General features: G+C 48.7%; 16 protein-coding genes and 1 pseudogene. 16 read left to right on the top strand and 1 reads right to left on the bottom strand.

Annotated elements, in window-relative coordinates; genetic code table 11:
* Positions 1 to 42: 42 nt before the first annotated feature.
* On the top strand, positions 43 to 513 hold the full coding sequence (locus tag Q7J88_RS08710) for a hypothetical protein (RefSeq protein WP_303721788.1): 471 nt from the start codon (positions 43 to 45) through the stop codon (positions 511 to 513).
* 126 nt (positions 514 to 639) lie between these two features.
* Here Q7J88_RS08710 and Q7J88_RS08705 read toward each other — a convergent pair.
* A pseudogene (locus tag Q7J88_RS08705) lies at positions 640 to 780 on the bottom strand (transposase); the annotation flags it as partial.
* A gap of 179 nt (positions 781 to 959) precedes the next feature.
* On the opposite strand from Q7J88_RS08705, the gene Q7J88_RS08700 reads away from it, so the two are divergent.
* The 15 genes from Q7J88_RS08700 to tssG all read left to right on the top strand — a co-directional run bounded on the left by Q7J88_RS08700 (position 960) and on the right by tssG (position 18664).
* Positions 960 to 2876, top strand: coding sequence for a hypothetical protein (locus tag Q7J88_RS08700; RefSeq protein WP_303721787.1), 1917 nt, complete (start codon positions 960 to 962; stop codon positions 2874 to 2876).
* Positions 2869 to 3603, top strand: coding sequence for a type VI secretion system-associated FHA domain protein (locus Q7J88_RS08695; protein ID WP_303721785.1), 735 nt, complete (start codon positions 2869 to 2871; stop codon positions 3601 to 3603). Before Q7J88_RS08700 ends, Q7J88_RS08695 begins: the two co-directional genes overlap by 8 nt.
* Positions 3604 to 3610: 7 nt before the next feature.
* Positions 3611 to 4123 carry a type VI secretion system lipoprotein TssJ gene (gene tssJ, locus Q7J88_RS08690; protein WP_303721784.1) on the top strand — a complete coding sequence of 171 codons (513 nt, stop codon included), beginning with the start codon at positions 3611 to 3613 and terminating at the stop codon, positions 4121 to 4123.
* Positions 4124 to 4147: 24 nt separating this feature from the next.
* On the top strand, positions 4148 to 5539 hold the full coding sequence (gene tssK, locus Q7J88_RS08685) for a type VI secretion system baseplate subunit TssK (protein WP_303721783.1): 1392 nt from the start codon (positions 4148 to 4150) through the stop codon (positions 5537 to 5539).
* Between the two features lie 2 nt (positions 5540 to 5541).
* Positions 5542 to 6204: a DotU family type IV/VI secretion system protein gene (locus Q7J88_RS08680; RefSeq protein WP_303721782.1), complete on the top strand. Its 663-nt coding sequence runs from the start codon at positions 5542 to 5544 to the stop codon at positions 6202 to 6204.
* A gap of 24 nt (positions 6205 to 6228) precedes the next feature.
* Positions 6229 to 9684 carry a type VI secretion protein IcmF/TssM N-terminal domain-containing protein gene (locus Q7J88_RS08675; protein ID WP_303721781.1) on the top strand — a complete coding sequence of 1152 codons (3456 nt, stop codon included), beginning with the start codon at positions 6229 to 6231 and terminating at the stop codon, positions 9682 to 9684.
* Complete coding sequence (gene tagF, locus Q7J88_RS08670; RefSeq protein WP_303721780.1) at positions 9672 to 10412, top strand: type VI secretion system-associated protein TagF; 741 nt, start codon at positions 9672 to 9674, stop codon at positions 10410 to 10412. Before Q7J88_RS08675 ends, tagF begins: the two co-directional genes overlap by 13 nt.
* 122 nt (positions 10413 to 10534) lie before the next feature.
* On the top strand, positions 10535 to 11329 hold the full coding sequence (locus tag Q7J88_RS08665) for a type VI secretion system accessory protein TagJ (protein WP_303721779.1): 795 nt from the start codon (positions 10535 to 10537) through the stop codon (positions 11327 to 11329).
* Positions 11330 to 11340: 11 nt separating this feature from the next.
* Positions 11341 to 12684: a type VI secretion system protein TssA gene (gene tssA / locus Q7J88_RS08660; protein ID WP_303721778.1), complete on the top strand. Its 1344-nt coding sequence runs from the start codon at positions 11341 to 11343 to the stop codon at positions 12682 to 12684.
* A 49-nt stretch (positions 12685 to 12733) separates the two neighbouring features.
* A complete protein-coding gene (tssB, locus tag Q7J88_RS08655; RefSeq protein WP_303721777.1) occupies positions 12734 to 13246 on the top strand; it encodes a type VI secretion system contractile sheath small subunit in 513 nt (170 codons plus the stop codon).
* A 9-nt stretch (positions 13247 to 13255) separates the two neighbouring features.
* Positions 13256 to 14746: a type VI secretion system contractile sheath large subunit gene (gene tssC, locus Q7J88_RS08650; protein WP_303721776.1), complete on the top strand. Its 1491-nt coding sequence runs from the start codon at positions 13256 to 13258 to the stop codon at positions 14744 to 14746.
* A gap of 122 nt (positions 14747 to 14868) precedes the next feature.
* The gene (locus Q7J88_RS08645) at positions 14869 to 15351 is read left to right on the top strand and encodes a type VI secretion system tube protein Hcp (RefSeq protein ID WP_303721775.1); all 483 of its coding nucleotides are present in this window, start codon (positions 14869 to 14871) and stop codon (positions 15349 to 15351) included.
* On the top strand, positions 15348 to 15824 hold the full coding sequence (gene tssE / locus Q7J88_RS08640; protein ID WP_303721774.1) for a type VI secretion system baseplate subunit TssE: 477 nt from the start codon (positions 15348 to 15350) through the stop codon (positions 15822 to 15824). The genes Q7J88_RS08645 and tssE overlap by 4 nt, the downstream gene beginning before the upstream one ends.
* Before the next feature lie 33 nt (positions 15825 to 15857).
* On the top strand, positions 15858 to 17663 hold the full coding sequence (gene tssF, locus Q7J88_RS08635) for a type VI secretion system baseplate subunit TssF (protein ID WP_303721773.1): 1806 nt from the start codon (positions 15858 to 15860) through the stop codon (positions 17661 to 17663).
* Entirely contained in the window at positions 17627 to 18664 is a 1038-nt protein-coding gene (tssG, locus tag Q7J88_RS08630) for a type VI secretion system baseplate subunit TssG (protein WP_303721772.1), read from the top strand. The genes tssF and tssG overlap by 37 nt, the downstream gene beginning before the upstream one ends.

Genomic DNA, 18664 nt, shown 5'->3' with positions numbered 1-18664 from the left:
GATGAGGGATGGCTAAGCTATGGCCAGATTTAGGAGTTGGCCATGAAATCAACATATTTTCTTTTGCTATTAATATTAATAGCGGTTCCAGTTCTGGGCTTCCCCGGAGACAAATTGCAACAATGGCAGCCGAAAGAACTTTCTGACCTGCCCGGGATGTCGCCTGCTGGAGACAAGTATATGCTAGGAGCGAATGAAGTTGCAGGGGTTAAAAGCGTCGCTTATTTGAACGATGTGCGAAAATTGATGGCCAAGTACGGGCTACAAAAGACCCATCACATTATGGTTACTTTTAAGGAAATTTCATCCGGGAAGTTTCTAGAGAACGGTAAAGTAGAAATAACAGTCATGAGGCCTGATGGGACAATCGCTAAAACGGTTTCGCTATTGGCTATGGATGGAAGTTTCGGTGCCGATATAAATCTTGACCGCAAAGGAAAGTACAATTTTGAAATCAGTGCGTCACTTGCGGATGGGGTTAAAAGACTCTTTAAATATCAATTTGTCAATTAGACGTCATAGCTTTGCTCGGTGCATTTAATGGAAAGGGGTTTGTGAAACAGATTGTGTAAATGCACCGCTGGGCAGAGCAGCAGCATCCGCTCTTCAAAGATTACCGAAAACTGATTCAGTGCTGATCGCAACATAGTTAAGGCTATGCCGAACCATGTGAACAATGCAGAGCTGAGCTTGCATACCCGGAAAGACGGCCTCGATCGCTTCAGTAAAGCCCTTGAGCCCATCGACGTTAGCGACAAAAATATCCTTGATGCCTCGGTTATCTTGACAGCGATTAGCTTTTTAGTAGCATTTTACTATAGATCAAGCTCTTCAATTAACATTTGCGACGGCTAATTTTTTATTGAATTATCTTTTTGGGCGGGATGAATATTTAAACTTTAAGATCTGTTTAAGCTTTCCTCTATTATTGCTACTTCAGGTGCCTGAGAGGATTTTGCGTGAATAACAGTATTTCTCCCATCTCACTACTTCCCTGGCTTAAAAGGGAGAATAATGTCTTTCTGGATATCTATTCTCACCCTGTAAAAAATAACTTACTCACATCGGGGCAAGGCGTTTGTCGGGTTCTGTCGGACATCAATCCTTTTTTCCGAATACTGAAAGTCGATTTATCTACCGTATCTGGCTTTTCGTTGAAAGAACTGTTCCTGATTCAGCAAAAAGACGATTATTCATATACCAAAAACATTCTTGAAACCATTTCCAACTCTGTCATCGATGGTTTTTGGCAGGACAATATATCTTGTAGTCGCTCGCAAGGGACATGTGTCGAGCTGATTTCCTCTAGCCCAGACGCTTGTGCTCCAGCACCTTTTCGAGCACTATTTTATTGTCAATTTAAACAGCTCTATTTCCATCCCATCTGCCCAGAATGTGGTGCGCTTCTCGACCAATATTATCAGGATGAACCATTAGCGGAAGCAGGAGTGCATCCTTATTCCTCTACGCTAAGGCGCTATCTGTATTGCTCTGCCTGTGATTCTGATAGTTATTACGTTTATCAACGTGAAGATGACGATGCTCCTTTTGTTTTTGACCGGTTCGTCTTGATCCGTGATTTTGGCAGACAGGCTAAGGCATCAACAGCCAGCTCTTTGCCCTGCTGTACCTGTAATTGCAAAGAAGAGTGCTATGGCGAGCAGGGGTTGTCTGTCTCACGGATTTCTCCTTTTTCCTTCTATAACAGTTATATGGTTGCCTTTAGTGCCTCGTCGTTAACCTCATTCGATTTTATTGCGCTGGTATCAGGGGCCTCGCCAGCAGAATTACAAGCAGCGGGAAATGACGGCAGGTTTTTAGACGTTGCATTCAGTGAACAGATAAAAAATAACTTTTTATTTTCAGGCCGGGACAAGTGGTTTTTGGAGATCCTCTTTCTGAAATTGACCTACCTTTCGCAACTGGCGCATTTTGCTTTATCTGAGGAAGTGCTTAAAAACTATTCTGATCTGGAAATTTCTCTCGATCAGTTCTGGATCGATTTTCCAATAGTGAACAATCATTTGCCCAACTTTTGGAATTTTACTGTCAAGCCGCTTGGCGGGGGGGTTTTGGTCACCAACAGGAATGAATCTTTTTTACCTGCCACTCGCAGGCTGCATTCATACATTTTAATCTGGTTTGCGACCCTCTTGGCGAACTCACGACAATCAATAGCGGATATCCGTTTATTTCTCATATCCATGACTTCCCGTTTAGATGAGGAAGAATTGCCTGAGAGTTCAAGCAATCCACTGTTGGCTGCAGAAAACATTTTCTGGAAACCGCAGGAATATAGATCAGAATCCGGTTTGTTCTTCTGGACACGTGCTCTGCAGTTAGGATGGGATTTGTTCCGAACTAGCCAGAATCAGCAAAGGGGCTGTCAGCCAGGTATTTTTACCGAGGCGTTGCAGAAATTGACTGCTGAAGTTAAAGATGCGCTTTTCACAGAAGCGACTGCAGAAGTGGCAACCAGTAAGGAGGTGGGTGATTTAAGGTCGCTCGGAACAATTATCGGTGAAATCAAGGAACGGTGGCAACGGGTGGACGCGGAATCCGTTTCTGAACCCTATGAAGAACCGCATCCTGAGCTTGAGGGGCCGCCCATTGCGCCAACGAAGACGGTTGAAGAACTGGATAAAACAGTCATTCTGCACGTTGCCGAACCTGAGGTCGATCTTACCAATGATGCCAAAAACGAAGACATCGATAAAACCGTTATCATTGCTGTTGAACAAAACCCTGAGAACGCAGAAGTAGAAATGCAACCGCCTGTGACTCCAGAGCCAAGCAATGATGACCACTTGGATGAGACGATTATTCTGAACCCGGCTGAATTTGAGCAGAAGATGAAACCGAGGCGACATGATTAGCTCGTTAGAAGAAAAGAAAATTAGTTCGGAAGTAATGCGTCTCTATCGGGAGGCGCAGGGAGACCCCTCGACTGCGATCGAAGATTATTTGCAGCGTTGTTTGGTTGATGAACCGTTGGACGTGAAAATTGTTTTTTTACAAAAACTGGCTTCGCAATTCTCTATAGATAAACCCGTTCAGCAGTCTGGCCCCCAGCTAGATAAGCAGGTTTTCGAGAAGCTTGTGCCGCTGTTGTTGGGGAAGCAAGTCGAAGAAATTGAGTGCTCAGCAGACGAATTGCCGGAACGTCTTGCGGAATCCTTGAACCTGATTTTCGACACCCTTAACGAATTGATCCTGGGCATCAACACAACTTTTATGGGGCAGGTCGGTGGCAGCGAAACTATCCGGCTGGTTATCAGGTCCAATGTTGATGAAGCAACAGAATCGATTTCCCTGCAAAGCTATCTGGCGCAGATTAAAGAAGCTTTTTCGATCATGCATCGGGCTTTTACCGATGCAGCGATGACAAAAATGGAAGAGATGTTAAGAGAACTTGACCCCCGGAAGATAGAAGCCTCCCTGAATGGCGGCATGAAAATAGGCCCCTTTCAAAAAGCGGAAATGTACAAAATCTACGAAGAGAAATATCGTACGCTAGACAACTGGCACAGGACCGGGTTGCTCAAAGAAGCGTTATTGCGAGAATTTGAAAAACACTGCCAGCAAATTTATGCAGAAAAATGAGGAAATCATGACATCTGTAGCGAAATTGATCAGTCTTGTCGGGTTATTGGCTTTGCTCTCCGCGTGCTCCGGTTCCGCGGTTGCACCTGTGGTCGCGGCAACTTTTTGTGAAGATTGTATCCGCCTGGAAATATCGGCCGACCAGCAACTTAACTTTCACCAAGGGATACCACACAGCTTGAAACTCTGTATTTATCAGTTGAGCGACCCAAATAGTTTCAAGCAGTTAACTCATGACATGAATGGACTGTACGATTTGCTCGACTGCAAACGGTATGACTCATCGGTTAAGGTTGCACAGCAGGAGTTTGTTCATCCCGGCAAGCATCAAAATCTAACCTTTGACCGAGCTGAGGGCACCAGGTTTGTCGGCATCGTCGCAGGCTACTACAACCTGCGAAAAGAGGACATTATCAGACTTTATGAAATACCGACCAAAAGGAGTTTTTTCTCCAAAATTGATACGTTACGACTTTTTGATCAGCGTTTGGTATTAGGGTCTCAGCAGATTTCAGAATAGTGGACGGTTAGTAGGGGGCTCAGAATGGGCATCGAAAAACCGATTTTCTGGCATCAAGGTCTTTTCCTCCAGCCTCAGCATTTGCAGCTGACTGACCTTTATCATCAGTCTCTGATTGCGCCGCTCTATCGTTTTATCGGTCCTTATTTTTGGGGGGTTGTCAGGTTGCAAGTAGCTGAGGCAGCCCTAAGCAACTTTGTCTTCGAGATTCAGCACGGAGAATTTCTTTTTCAGGACAACAGTTATGCTGCGATTCATGACAATGCCGTGATGCGTAGTCGCTCCTTCGAGGATTGTTGGCCCAATAAAGAAGAACCTCTGCCCGTTTTCATCGGTTTACGCAGGTTTAATAGCGAAGGGGGGAATGTCGGGGAGTATAACGACGAATCAGATCTTGCCGATTTGAACACAAGATTTGTTGCCTCTTTTGATGCCGATGAGGTGGTAGATCTTTATCAGCAAGGCCCGGACGGGCAAGTAAAAAAACTCAGCTTTTTGTTGAAGCTCTTCTTCGGCTCTGAGAAAGAGCAGGCCACTAATTATCAGCTTATCGAACTTGCCCAACTGGAGGTGCAAGCGGATGAAATCATCCTGTCTGAAAACTTTATCCCGCCCATGGTTACACTGCAGACCTCTCAGCAGTTATTGACACTTGCCAGAGATGTCTCCGACCAGATTGCCAGCCGCGGTCGTCAACTCGAAGCCTATAAGCGGCAACGTGGGATCCACACGGCAGAATTCGGTGCCAGGGACATGGTTTATCTTTTGGCCCTGCGAACCCTTAATCGGTATATCCCCTTGCTGCATTCCTTATTGACTGCTCAACACACCCATCCCTGGCAACTGTACACTGCGGCCAGACAATTGATCGGCGAGTTGTCAACATTTTCCGGCGAAGTCAGCGTGATGGGTAAGTTGGCAGATGGTGGATTGTTGCTAAACGAGTATGATCATTCGAACTTGTCGCAAAGCTATCGGGAATTGCAGTCGACGGTCACTAGACTGCTTGATGAAATAACCGCCGGTCCCGAGTACGTTATCAACCTGCTTTACGACGGAACTTACTTTGCCTCCGAACTGCAGCCGGCAATTTTCGATGGTCGTAACCGTTATTACCTGGTTATCGAAAGTGATGAAGATCCCCAGCAGATCATCGAGGCTTTACTGGGAATCGCCAAACTGGCCACTCGCGAATCCTTACCTCTATTTATTGCTCGTGCGCTGCCTGGCGTCGGGCTGGAACATCTGACCATTCCGCCACAGGAATTGCCACGCAGGGCAAATTGTCTCTATTTCCAGATTGATCATCACAGTGAGCCCTGGGCCAATGTTCAGCAGTTGAAAAACCTTGCGCTTTATTGGGATAAAGCACCAGAAGATTTGAAAGTCGAATTGATGGTTGTCGGGAGAAATTAACCATGCGAATGACAGATTGTTTTTCTGAAACGGTTGCTTACGTTTCGTATTTTCTGATTGCTGATGCAGGTCGCCAGATCGGCTTCGATCAGTTCAGCTCGGAGGTTCGCAGGTTGTTGACTGAAAGCGAACAGTACGTCAGGAACAATCAAGTCAGCCAGGATGATTATAATCAGGCCCGGTTCGCCATTTGCGCTTGGATCGATGAGGCCATCCTCAGTTCCAATTGGCCAGAGAAGGGGCGCTGGCAACAGGAAACCCTGCAACGATTTTATTATCAGACCGCTGATGCTGGTGAGGAATTCTACACCCGGTTGAACAGTCTTGGGTTGCAGCAGCAGGATGTCCGTGAAGTTTATTTTCTTTGTTTGGCCATGGGGTTTAAGGGTCGTTACTGCCAAGAGGGGGATGAGTTCCTGCTGGAGCAACTGAAGACGTCCAACCTGAAGCTATTGACTGGAAGTTCGCTCGGCATCCCGTCGCTGGAACGAAGTGAGCTGTTTCCCCAGTCGTATGCCTCCGAGGTTGAATCGATTCCTCTGAAAAGTGAACGCTGGCGCCTGTCGCCGACAACCCTCGGTCTGCTCGGGTCGCCGATTCTGTTGTTTGCACTATTGTTATTGATTTTTACACTGATATTGAAGATGAAGGTTGCAAGTTTCTGATACCGGGTTGCGGGAGAGTGACAAATGGTTGCGAAAATCTTCAAGATTCTTCTCATTGTCACAGGAATTTCCTTAGTTCTTCTATTGGCGGTTATGCTGATCATTGCCTTGGGTTGGTATGGTTTTTTTATTCTGCTGGCGATTGTCGGCTTCATTATCAGCGGCCTGTTTTTCCGTAAAATCTGGATGCGGCGGCGAGAACAGAAGTTCGTCAACCAAATCGTTGAGCAGGATGAGCTTCAACAGGCGAACCTTAGCGCGCCTGAAAGGCAACAGCGCCAGGAACTTCAGGAACGCTGGAAAGAAGCGATTGGAACGCTCAAACGTTCCCATCTTAAAAAACTGGGCAACCCGCTCTACGTTCTCCCTTGGTACATGGTTATCGGCGAAAGCGGTTCTGGAAAGACCACCGCGATCACTAGTGCTAAGTTGTCCTCCCCATTTGCCGAAGCCCCCCGCGTCTCCGGTTTGTCCGGGACGAAAAACTGCGATTGGTGGTTTTTCGACCATTCTGTCATTCTCGATACGGCGGGCCGCTACGCTATCCCGGTCGATGAGGGCCGGGACAAAGACGAATGGCTGAAGTTTCTGCGCCTGCTGGTCAAATATCGTAGAAAAGAGTCTTTAAACGGCCTGATCGTGTCTCTGCCCGCAGACAAGCTGCTTTCGGCTGATTCTGTGGCAATTGAGGATGATGCCCATAGCATCCGGATGCGCATTCAAGAACTGATGCTGGCTTTGGGAGTCAAATTTCCGGTTTACCTGCTCGTCACCAAATGCGACCTGATTCAGGGGATGACGCAATTCTGTGATCAACTTCCGGAATCTGCCCAGAAGCAGGCGATGGGGTATCTGAATCAGGGATTGGATGAGGCAACGGACAAGCTAGTAGGGTTGGCTGTTAATTCAATCGTGGATCGCTTGAGAAACCTGCGTCTGCTGTTGATTCACGAGCATAAGAAAAGCCAGATCGCTCCAGAACTGCTTCTTTTTCCCGACGAGTTTGCCAAACTTCGCAGCGGTCTGGAAACTTTTGTCCGGGCAGCTTTTAAAGAAACCCCATATCAGGAAAATCCGATCATCAGAGGACTTTATTTCAGCAGTGGTTGCCAGGAAGGCACGCCATACTCCCATTTTCTGAACAAACTTGGCTTGATCAGTTCCAAAGACGTCTTACCAGGAACTAGCAAAGGGTTGTTCCTGCACGATTTCTTTTCCCGCATTCTCCCTGCAGACAGGGCTATTTTTGCGCCGACGGGAAGGGCGTTGGAATGGAATCGGCTGACGAGAAATTATGGACTAGCGGCTTGGCTGTTGCTGGGAGTTGCGTTCTCCGGTTTACTGGCATTTTCATTTATCAACAATATTACCGCCCTGCAGTCTGTCTCGAATGATTATATTCAAGGGCCTGAGTTCAGGGATGAGCTACTATCCGACCTCGGGTCTCTTGATGCTCTGCGTAAAGAAATCGAAAAGCTTGAGAGCAAAAACAGTGACTGGCTCGTTCCCCGTTTCGGGCTGTCACAGAGCCTGCAAGCTGAAGAAAGAATGAAAAAACGCTACTGCGACAAATTTAATCGCTATCTGCTTACCCCATTCGACCAGACCTTGCGGTCTGAAATCAGCAATTTTTACGAACTGACCCCGGCCGAAGATATTGGCAATTACGTTATCCATCTACTGCGGCGGATTACCCAGCTCAAGGATCGGCTGGATGATCCGACGGCGGCATCCGAAGACCTCCCTCTGATACCGGTTAAAGAACTGAACCTGGATAGAACAACAGACATGCCTGCAGAAGTAAGTGCAAAGATGCCTGAACTTTATCGCTCTTATCTGCTCTGGTCGCAAAATGGCGAGAGGATGTTCACGGAAAAAGAGCATCTGAATGATTTGCTGCAATCAATATTGTGGCACAAAGGAGGAAACCTGAACTGGCTGGTTGCCTGGGCAAACGCTCAAGAATCGCTGCCCCGTATCACGTTGGTCGATTTCTGGCCAGGAGAGAACACGCTGGATAGCGAACAGATATACGTGGACGCGGCTTTCACTGCCAAAGGCAAAATGGCGATAGATAACTTTATCGAGGATCTTAAAGTCGACCTGACGATCGCGAAAGCTGAAGAATTTGATCGACAGGTGGCAACATTCAAGCAATGGTACTATATCGGCTATTTTACCGCCTGGGAAGAGTTTGCCGAGCGATTTAACGAAGGGCAGCAACTGCTCATGACTGGCCAGGATTGGCGCTTGATGTCGCTGAAGGTTGTGGAAAGCCTCAGCCCGTATTTCGCTCTGTTGCAACGTATGGCCAGCGAACTGACGGTATTGTCGCTACAGGACGATATACCGGCTTGGGCGGTACAGGTCTTTAGGCATCAGGATCTCAGTGCTTCTGTTTCTGCCACTCAGGATGAAGAGAAAAGCCTGATTGGTGAGGCCGTTGACAAGGGGAAAGAGCTTATCTCACAAGGACGTCAGGCCGTCGACCGGGTAAAAGGTCATCCCTGGGAACGTGTCAAAGCCATAAACTCTTACCGAGAAATGCGGCAGGCTTTAGTCGCTATCTCCAAGAAAACCGCTGCGAGCAAAGCGGTCTATGACGCGACTGCACAGGTTTATAACGAAGATTCCGTGACTGGGGAGTCGCCATTCTATCTTGCTTATCGCGCACTGCTCGCTTTACAGAAACATATGGGGAGAGAGCCGCAACAAGAGAAGATTTTCTGGCAACTCCTGGCCGGGCCGCTCGACTTTCTCTGGCATTATTTCCAGGTAGAAACCTCCTGCTACTTGCAGGATCTTTGGGATGCCGAGGTTCTGCAGAAGATCAGCAGGGTCAGTTCGGATCGACAAGAGTGGGAGATGCTGTTCCGCAATCCTGGTTTTGCCATGAACTTCGTAGAGGGTCCGGCGAAACCCTTTTATCAGCAGGGGCAGAAAAAGCGGGAGAATTATTTTTACGATAAACCGTTCCCATTCAAGCCGACGCTGTTTTCCATGATGGAGAAAGCGCAGCTACCACCGCCGGTTGCCCAATCAAGCTATCTGATTTTCATAAAAGGGTTGCCAGCCGATTTGAACAAAGGTGCTCGACTCAACCTACATGCCACGCATCTGCTGATCCCTTGTGCCAACGAAAACCTGATTCTTGCGACCGAAAGCTTTCCGACGAGGGCGACGCCTTTTACCTGGTATCCGGAAACCTGCGGGGAAGTGAATATGCGAATTGAGTTCCAGAACAACTTTGTACTGGAAAAAACATATTCGTTCCCAGAGCTTATCAAGATTTTTGAAGATGGGCAGGCCATTTACCGGCCGAAGGATTTCCCTGCAGAAAGGAATGTTCTGGAGCGTAGCGGAATTGACCTAATCAAGGTCAAGTATCAGCTGAGCGGTAAGAAACTAAAGACCATCAAGGCGCTCAGTGAATGGTCACTCGGCACCATCCCACGAGATATCGGTCAATGCTGGGATTGAGAAAATATAAGCCGGCATGGAACTGGATTGCCCATGGGAAACATCCTGTGGCTGGTGATTATTTCACCCTTGGAGTTGGAGATTCACTGACGAAAACAATCTGTAGCTGGCTCGATCGCGGTTATCAGCCCTGCTGTCAACAGGGCAGGCAAGAGGAGAAAGCTTATTCATGGCGTTTTTGGCTTAAATCTCCGCGCAAAGGAGCACTCGCCTGCGGAATTTTGAAGAACAGCTCTGACCGGAGCGATCGAAGTTATCCGCTTCTGATTATGGGGCACGGAAACTTAAACGGATGGGAAAAAAATTTACAGCTGTTGCCGCTGGCGCTGGAAAAGACCTGGGTACAGATGGAATTCATTTCGGTGCAGCGTTATGCAGAATTGTCGGATTTTGAACGAGAGATAGCTCGAGTTCCTGCCCCTGGCAGTGATTGGGATATGCTGGCGAACGCAGCAGGAGATCAGGCACAGGGCAAGGAGCTGCTGTCTGCTTGCGATTGTTCGGTAATCGAACGGAATGCTGAGCTGTTCAGCAATTTACCCACAACAACAAATGAAGAACTGGATCGTCATATTCTCGGTTTGCTTATGATGTTGAAAACAGAACTTGCTAAAATACCGACAGCGATTTTTATCGGCGGAAATATGACCAATTCGGCCATATATGTATTGAATCGGTCATTGGTTTTGAGTGATTTGAAAAAGCTTATAGATGGGAAGAGCTATTAAATAGAGGGACTCTTTATCGCCTGATTTTAGAAGGTTTTTTTGCCAACGGGCTGTAGGTTGATTGCAACCTGCTAAAATATAGATAGATATGGGCCGTTAATTAAAGCAAAGGGGAGACCACAGTGGAAGCTAAGGAACTGCTTAGGTCTGGTCGACTTTCTGAGGCCCGAGAGAATCTAATTGCTGCTGTAAAATCGGCCCCAACTGATCTCTCGTTTCGTACGCTTCTGTTTCAGGTTCTGGTTCTCTCCGGAGAATGGGACAAGGCTGAACGCCATCTGAATGCAATCGTGCAGCAGAATCCTGATTCGGAAACTGGAGTTCAGGTCTACAAAAATCTTCTCCATGCGGAAAAGGAGCGTTTGGAAGTCGTAAAGCAGGGCCGTCGCCCCTGCGTTTTTCCAGAATCACCTGTCTATCTCGATGCATATCTTGCAGCCTGGCAAGCGCTGGAAACAAACCAGCTCGACAGAGTAAATGAATTAATCGCTCAAGTCGATGAACAGATCCCTCAACTTGTCGGAACACTGAATGGGCGGGACTTTAGAGGACTGATCGATACCGACCAGTTTCTTTGCCGTTTTCTGGAAACCTTTACCTATGAACGCTATGTCTGGATGCCGTTCGAAGCGATCCGGGAATTAATCATCGAACCACCCAAAACACTTTTCGATCTGATCTGGACATCCGCCCGGATTACCACGTGGAGCGGACATGACCTGAACTGTTATCTGCCGGTTCTCTACCCGGAATCATATCTCCACGAAGATGAGCGGGTAAAAATGGGCCGTATGACTGATTGGCTCTCTCAGGGAGGAGGCTATGCTAGAGGGGCGGGGCAACATGTTTTTCAGTTCGGGGAACAAGATATAGGCCTCCTGGAAATACGTGAAATCGTTTTTGCGGCGCGCGAGTAGAGGTTTTCGTCATGCAATTCGTGATAGACGTCAACGACATACTTACTCCGATTCCTGGTGACAACCCTTCTGGAGCCGATCTGCGTTACGAAGCTGTCTATGACGAGATAAAAGACGCACGTAAGGCGGATGATGAGCTGGAACGAGGAGACTGGCAGCGTGATCTGAAATCATCGGACTGGAACAAGGTTATTCAGTTGGCAGCAGAAGCCTTGGCCAAAAAGAGTAAAGACCTGCAGCTGGCAGCTTGGTTAACGGAAGGGCTGGTCAACGTTGATGGATTCGAGGGGCTTGCAGTTGGATTGCAGGTTGTCAATGGCCTGCTGCAGGAGTTCTGGGAAACTCTGTACCCGGAAATAGATGATGGTGACCTCGATTATCGTGCCGGACGGCTGGCTTTTTTGAACGACAACCTCTGGCTGTCGATCAAGCAGATTCCGTTAACCGACAAAAGCAAAACAACCCCCTATAGTTGGCTTGAATGGCATGAGTCGCGAGAAGTCGGTTACGAAAAAGATCTCGTTGCAGCCGATGGCACTGTCGATGAAAAGCGACAGCAGAATCGCAGCGAGGCGATCGCCGACGGCAAGCTTGCACCGGAAGAGTTCGATAACGCTCTTGCGTACACCGACGAGAACTTTATCCGGGCACAGTTGCTTGCGCTGCAGGACTCTCAACAGGAGTTTATCCGACTTGACGAGCAGGTTGATGAGAAGTTCGGGGACCAGGGACCAAGCCTGGCGCAACTGCGAGAAACTCTAGAGGACTGTGAGAAGTTTTTCCAGCGGCTGTTCAAGGAAAAGGGCTGGTCGCTCGAGGAGGAGGCTGCTCCGGATGAGGATTCTGCTGGCGAAGTAGAAAATATCCCGGAACAGCCTGATGAAGTGGAAGAACCTGCTATGGAAGAAGAAATCGCTGCTCCTTCTCAGCCTGAGAAAGTTCAGAAAAAAGCGCCGTTGCCGGCAGACGGTCAGGAAGAGTCGGTTTGGTCGGAGGCCTTGTCGCTGTTGCGACCGAATAACATCGATGCCGCGCTGGCCTTGCTGTTTGAAGCGTCCTGCAGTGCGTTGTCGATTCGTCAGAAGCATCGTTATCGACTTTTGATGGCCAGATTATGTCTGAAGGCCAATAGGGTCGATCTGGCCAAACCTATTTTGGAAGAGTTGAACACACTGATTGAAGAGTTGAACTTGAAGCTTTGGGAGGCACCAACTTGGATTGGTGAAGTTATAGAAGGTTTGTACCTGTGTCTGACCAATCCTGATGAACGTTTTCAGGATCTTGACCGGGCGGCTGAGCTGTTAAAGGTGCTCTGTACGACCGATGTGACCAAGGCAACGAAATATAAGCAGTAATAAAGAAGAGACTACTAATCTAAACGGATCGCAAGGAAGGAGGTTCGCTATGGGCAAAGAGAGTCTGCAACATAAAATCGACAGGGTGCGCGCACCGCGGGTGCAGATTACTTACGATGTCGAAATCGGTGATGCCATCGAGATGAAGGAAATTCCTTTTGTTGTCGGTGTGTTAGGAGACTTTTCCGGGAAGCCGGATGAACCCTTGCCCAAATTGAAGGACCGCAAGCTGGTCGAGATAGATCGGGACAACTTCAACAATGTCCTGGCCGGCATCAAGCCGCGCCTGGCATTTAAGGTTGATAACAAATTGACCGACGAAGATACCCAGATTCCTGTCGAACTCCGCTTTAAAGCGTTGGATGACTTTCATCCGGAACAAGTGGCCAATCAGGTTGATCCACTACGCAAGCTTGTTGAAACCCGGACTAAGCTGTCTGAATTGCTCAGTAAGCTAGATGGTAACGATAAGCTGGACGAACTGCTGCAGGAAGTCATTCATAACAGTGATGCCTTGAAAAAACTCGGCGAAGAAACCGGTGACAAGGGGCAGGAAGATTAGGAGGTTGTTATGGCAGATAAAGAAGCTGTAGAGCAGGTCGAATCAACAGCGGCTGAAAGCGTAGAAGAAAAAAGTCTGCTCGACCAGATACTGGAAGACGGGCGGATGGCTCGCGAGGAACAGCAAAAGGGCTGGGCCAAAGATGTTATTAGCGAGTTCGTCAGCCAGATTATGGATGAAACCATTACGGTTTCCAGTGATACCGAAGCCATGATCAATACCCGCATTGGTCAGATCGACAAGCTGATTTCGGACCAGTTAAACGAGATCATGCATCATCCCGATTTCCAGAAGCTAGAAGGGTCCTGGCGTGGGTTAAATTATCTGGTGCAGCAGACGGAAACCGGAGAAAAGCTGAAAATCAGGGTCATGAATGTCTCGAAGAAGGATCTTCTCAAAGACCTTGAAAAGGCCAGTGAGTTCGATCAGTCAGCACTGTTCAAAAAGATTTATGAAGATGAGTTCGGTACATTCGGTGGTTCGGCGTTTGGCGCCATGATCGGAGATTACGAGTTCAGCAATCATCCACAAGACATGGCGCTGCTGGAAAAGATTTCCGAGGTGGCTGCCGCAGCCCATGCTCCCTTTGTTTCTGCAGCGGCTCCTGAGCTTTTCAACTGGGAGAGCTTCACTGAACTAGGTGGGCCGAGAGATCTGAACAAGATATTCCAGTCGGTTGAATATACCAAGTGGAAGTCGTTCCGTGAATCGGAAGATTCTCGATATACCGCGTTGGCCTTGCCACACATTCTGATGCGACTGCCTTACGGCCAAGCGAATGTTCCGGTGGAAAAATTCGGTTACGAAGAGCAGGTCGATGGCACCGACCACAGAAAATACCTGTGGGGGAATGCCGCTTATGCACTGGGGACCAGAATGACCGATGCCTTCGCCAAATATCACTGGTGCGCAGCAATTCGTGGGGTCGAAGGGGGGGGATTGGTTGAGGGCTTGCCGACCCATACCTTCAATACCGACGAAGGGGAGGTCGCACTAAAATGTCCGACCGAAATCGCGATTACCGACCGGCGCGAAAAGGAATTTGCCGACCTCGGTTTCATCCCCTTGGTGCACTGTAAAGACACGGACTATGCCGCCTTCTTCAGCACCCAGACCAACAATAAGCCAAAGGTTTACGATACCGACAGTGCAACTGCGAACGCACGACTATCATCACAACTACAGTACATCATGGCGGTGTCCAGATTCGCGCATTACCTCAAATCGATCATGCGCGACAAGATCGGCAGCTTCATGACCCGGCAGAACGCACAGGACTTTCTCAATCGCTGGATCAATAACTACACCCTCGGTGACGACGATGCCAGTCAGGATATGAAGGCTAAATATCCACTTCGCGAAGCGAGGGTCGATGTCGTTGATGTGCCCGGGAAGCCAGGCGTCTATAAAGCTGTCGCATTCTTGAAACCGCATTATCAGCTTGATGAACTGACGGTATCTCTGCGCTTGGTTGCAGAGTTGCCGCCACCAGCTGCCTAAAAAATAGGGCTTCGAGTAGAAAGGAGGATTAACTGTTTTAAGTGCTTTTAGCCGATCTCATGGAGGGCAACTTGGTACTCATGGCTGCTTTAACCGGCAATCGTTGATAAGGAGATGAGAAAATGGCTGTTGATATGTTTCTGAAAATAGATGGGATCAATGGAGAGTCTGTTGACGATAAACATAAAAAGGAGATCGATGTTCTTGGCTGGAGTTGGGGCGCGACTCAAAGTGGAACGACCCATGTAGGTGGTGGTTCTGGAGCTGGCAAAGCTAACTTTCAAGATATCAGCGTCACCAAGTGGGTCGATTCGGCATCTCACAAACTGCTGGGGAGTGTCGCTAAAGGCACGCACATCAAAGAAGCAACTTTGACTGTGCGTAAAGCCGGAGAAAAGCCGCTTGAATACATCAAGTTGATCATGAAGAACTGCCTTATCTCCTCTGTTTCGACCGGCGCATCAGGCAGTGAAGATCGTTTGACCGAGAACATATCGATCAACTTTGGTGAATTTGAATTTGATTATACTCCTCAGAAGCCGGATGGTTCTGGTGATTCTGTGCTGCCGTTTAAGTTCAGTATTGCCGAGAATGTTGAGAAGTGAGTGAGCCTGGCTTTTATGTCCGGACATCGATTCTGGACCGGTTGATAGACCTTGAACCGAGTGTTTCAAGTGAACCGGTTCAGAATCGCATGCAGGGGATCGAACCGATCAAAAAATCGGTTGTCCATCACTTGGAGCTTCTGTTGAATACGCGCAGGCTGATCGAGGAACCGGCAGCAGAACTGCGCGAACTCAACAAGTCTCTACTATTGTATGGTTTGAAGGATTTTACTGCCGAGAACCCGAACAGCATTATTATCAGGCAACAGTTGCGGCAGGACATTGAAAAGACTTTGGTGAAATTTGAACCGCGATTGAAGAACGTCAGGGTCCATCTGGAAACAGGGGAGCAGAACCTGCGCAAACTCAGGTTTCGGATTACTGCGGTGTTGCATGTCGAACCGCTCTCCGAGCCAGTTGCATTCGACACATTCTTCGATATGAATCGAGGGCTTTGTACCGTTACCGGTTAGCTTTATTGCCGGTCGGGTAACGCAAGGGTCGGCATGGATGACAAACTGCTCTACTACTATGAACGGGAATTGACCTTTGTCCGAGAAATGGCTGCCGAGTTCGCCGGCAAATATCCTAAAATTGCCGGGCGCTTGCAGTTGGAGGCGGACAAATGCGAAGACCCCTTTACTGAGCGGTTGATAGAAGCCTTCGCCTTTATCAGTGGCCGGATTCATAAAAAAATCGACGATGATTTCCCCGAAATCACCGAGTCGCTGCTGAACATACTCTACCCACACTATATCAATCCGATTCCGTCGCTGTCTGTGGTCTGCTTCGATCCCGTTAATCAGAACTTGTCGGAGACCGGGTACCATATCGAACGAGGGAGCAAAGTTTATTCAAAGCCGGTCGCTGGCACCCCGTGTGAATTTTCAACCTGTTACCCTGTGCAGCTCTGGCCGATCGAAGTCATCTCCGCGACCTTGAGTGAGCCCGACCACAACCTCGCCAACGCTCAGCAACAACTCAGTTTGCGGTTGAAAACCTTTAACGACATCAGCTTGTCAACACTCAATTGGCAGTCGTTGCGCTTCTTCCTCAGTGGCCCCTCACAGCATGTCTTTCATCTCTACGAGCTGTTGTACAACAATATCTGCCATCTTGAACTGGTTGCAGAAACCAGCGAGGGCAATCAGAAAAGGATCAGCCTGCAACCGGATAGATTGGTGCCGGTCGGATTTTCCGACAACGAGAACCTTTTGCCTTATTCGAAGCGTTCATTTTCTGGCTACCTAATGTTGTTTGAGTATTTCGTCTTCGCTGAAAAGTTTCTGTTCTTCGATCTCTGCGGCCTAGACCGCTTCACTCACGAAGAGTTGGGAAACAGCTTCGAGGTCAAGATTTATCTGAACCGGATGGCTAAAACCAACTTGGTTGTCAACGCAGACACGTTCATGTTGAACGCAACTCCTGTGGTCAATCTGTTTCAGCGGATCGCCGAACCGATCCGGCTGGAGCATCGTCAACCGGAGTACCGGATTGTCGCCGATGTCCGCCGTCAGTTGGCCACGGAAATTTACTCGGTCGATCGCGTTGTCTCGGCCCGCACCAACAATATTGGCTCGACTGTCGAGTACAAACCCTTTTATTCGATGCGCCATCACCTGGAAGAAGATGGCGGCACTCGAAGCAACGCTTTCTGGCACAGCCAGCGCAGGCCTTCCGGTAAAAAAGGGGATAACGGAACCGAGGTCTACCTGTCCTTTACCGATCTTGATTTCAACCCCACACAACCGGGTGTGGAAGTGCTGACCCTGAACGTCACCTGCACCAATCGCGATCTGCCTGCTCGTCTTCCATTTGGTGATGCGCAGGGGGATTTCGACATGGAAACTGTCGCTCCGGTGCACCGAATCTGTAGTTTGATCAAACCGACCAGCTCCTGTCGGCCGGCGTTGGGAGGGGCATTGCAGTGGCGCCTGATATCGCATCTGTCGTTGAACTATCTGTCGATTGTCAACGATGGCGAAGAGGGGCTTAAAGAGCTGTTGAAGCTTTATGATTTTGAAAATTCTCCCAGCAATCAGCAACAGATTGACGGGATTGTTTCCTTACAGTCGCAGTATGTAACGCGCCGAGTCGGACAGGCGTTCTGCCGAGGTGTCCAGACGACAATCACCCTTGATGAAGATAAATTTGTCGGCACAGGCTTGATGTTGTTCGCCAGCGTATTGGAAAGATTTCTTGGACAGTATGTTTCAGTCAACTCCTTTTCCCAGCTGGTGGTGAAAACCCTCCAGAGAAAAGAGGTACTAAGACAGTGGCCACCAAGAAACGGCAACCAGATCCTGCTGTAGCGGAGCTGCTTGCTGAGGAATATTACCGCTTTTCTTTCTTCAAGGCGGTGGAGCTGCTCGAGCAGTCTGCTCGTGGCAAGAAATGCCTGGGGCAGGCATTGGTGCCAGGAGAGGAGGCCGTACGCTTCAGCGTGCCCGCCAACCTGCAGTTTCCTGCCAGCGATATCTCATCGCTGGTACCGGGCACAGAAGATCTGCCGGCTGAATTGGAAGTGACATTTCTTGGCTTGATCGGGCCTTCCGGCATTCTGCCATGCTGGTTTACCGAACTGACCCAACAGCGGGTCTACAAGAAAGACAGAACCTTAAAAGCCTTCTTCGATGTCTTTCATCATCGGCTGATCAGCCTGTTTTATCTTGCTTGGAAAAAGCACAAGTTCACCGTCAATTATCGCTCCGGTGCGCATGATCGCTTGTCGCAGCATCTGCTCAGCCTGACCGGTTTGGGTACGGCAGGATTGTCAGAAAGGATCGGCCTGCCGGAAGAATCGTTGACCTTTTACAGCGGTCATTTTTCCCGCAATGCCGCATCGGCCACATCGATACAGGCATCGGTCGAGCACTTTTCCGGTGTCCCGGCAACGGTCAGACAGTTTATCAACCGAGTGCTGCCGCTGGAAAAGGACAACTTGTCACAAATCGGCGGGGTCAATGGAAAACTCGGCGTCAATACCGTTGTCGGCAGTCAGGTATGGGAATGTCAGACCAAATTCCGGGTTGAACTCGGGCCTCTCAGCTTTGATGAGTTTCAACGCTTTTTGCCGAATGGCAGGATGCTACGCCCGATCTTCGCGCTGGTGAAGTACATGGTCGGCGTCGAATTCGAGTTTGATATCCGGCTGATTTTAAAACGGAGCGAAGTCAGACCTTGCATGCTTGGGGGAACTGGGCCTGATGCCGCACAACTCGGCTGGACGAGCTGGATTAAAAGCTCGGAATACAGGTGTTCATATGACACCGCTCTGGCATTTGCGGAAAAGGATTTATCGGTTGCGATCTGA

The organism is Malonomonas rubra (assembly GCF_003247215.1).
GTDB classification, from domain to species: domain Bacteria; phylum Desulfobacterota; class Desulfuromonadia; order Desulfuromonadales; family Geopsychrobacteraceae; genus Malonomonas; species Malonomonas rubra_A.
This window is presented reverse-complemented; position numbering and strand designations above follow the sequence as displayed.

Bases quoted from the DNA above. Each gene is read 5' to 3' on its own strand.
- tssJ (WP_303721784.1), top strand. From the start codon at position 3,611: ATGACATCTGTAGCGAAATTGATCAGTCTTGTCGGGTTATTGGCTTTG.
- Q7J88_RS08695 (WP_303721785.1), top strand. From the start codon at position 2,869: ATGATTAGCTCGTTAGAAGAAAAGAAAATTAGTTCGGAAGTAATGCGT.
- tssA (WP_303721778.1), top strand. From the start codon at position 11,341: ATGCAATTCGTGATAGACGTCAACGACATACTTACTCCGATTCCTGGT.
- Q7J88_RS08710 (WP_303721788.1), top strand. From the start codon at position 43: ATGAAATCAACATATTTTCTTTTGCTATTAATATTAATAGCGGTTCCA.
- Q7J88_RS08675 (WP_303721781.1), top strand. From the start codon at position 6,229: ATGGTTGCGAAAATCTTCAAGATTCTTCTCATTGTCACAGGAATTTCC.
- tssC (WP_303721776.1), top strand. From the start codon at position 13,256: ATGGCAGATAAAGAAGCTGTAGAGCAGGTCGAATCAACAGCGGCTGAA.
- tagF (WP_303721780.1), top strand. From the start codon at position 9,672: ATGCTGGGATTGAGAAAATATAAGCCGGCATGGAACTGGATTGCCCAT.
- tssK (WP_303721783.1), top strand. From the start codon at position 4,148: ATGGGCATCGAAAAACCGATTTTCTGGCATCAAGGTCTTTTCCTCCAG.
- tssB (WP_303721777.1), top strand. From the start codon at position 12,734: ATGGGCAAAGAGAGTCTGCAACATAAAATCGACAGGGTGCGCGCACCG.
- Q7J88_RS08645 (WP_303721775.1), top strand. From the start codon at position 14,869: ATGGCTGTTGATATGTTTCTGAAAATAGATGGGATCAATGGAGAGTCT.
- tssF (WP_303721773.1), top strand. From the start codon at position 15,858: ATGGATGACAAACTGCTCTACTACTATGAACGGGAATTGACCTTTGTC.
- Q7J88_RS08680 (WP_303721782.1), top strand. From the start codon at position 5,542: ATGCGAATGACAGATTGTTTTTCTGAAACGGTTGCTTACGTTTCGTAT.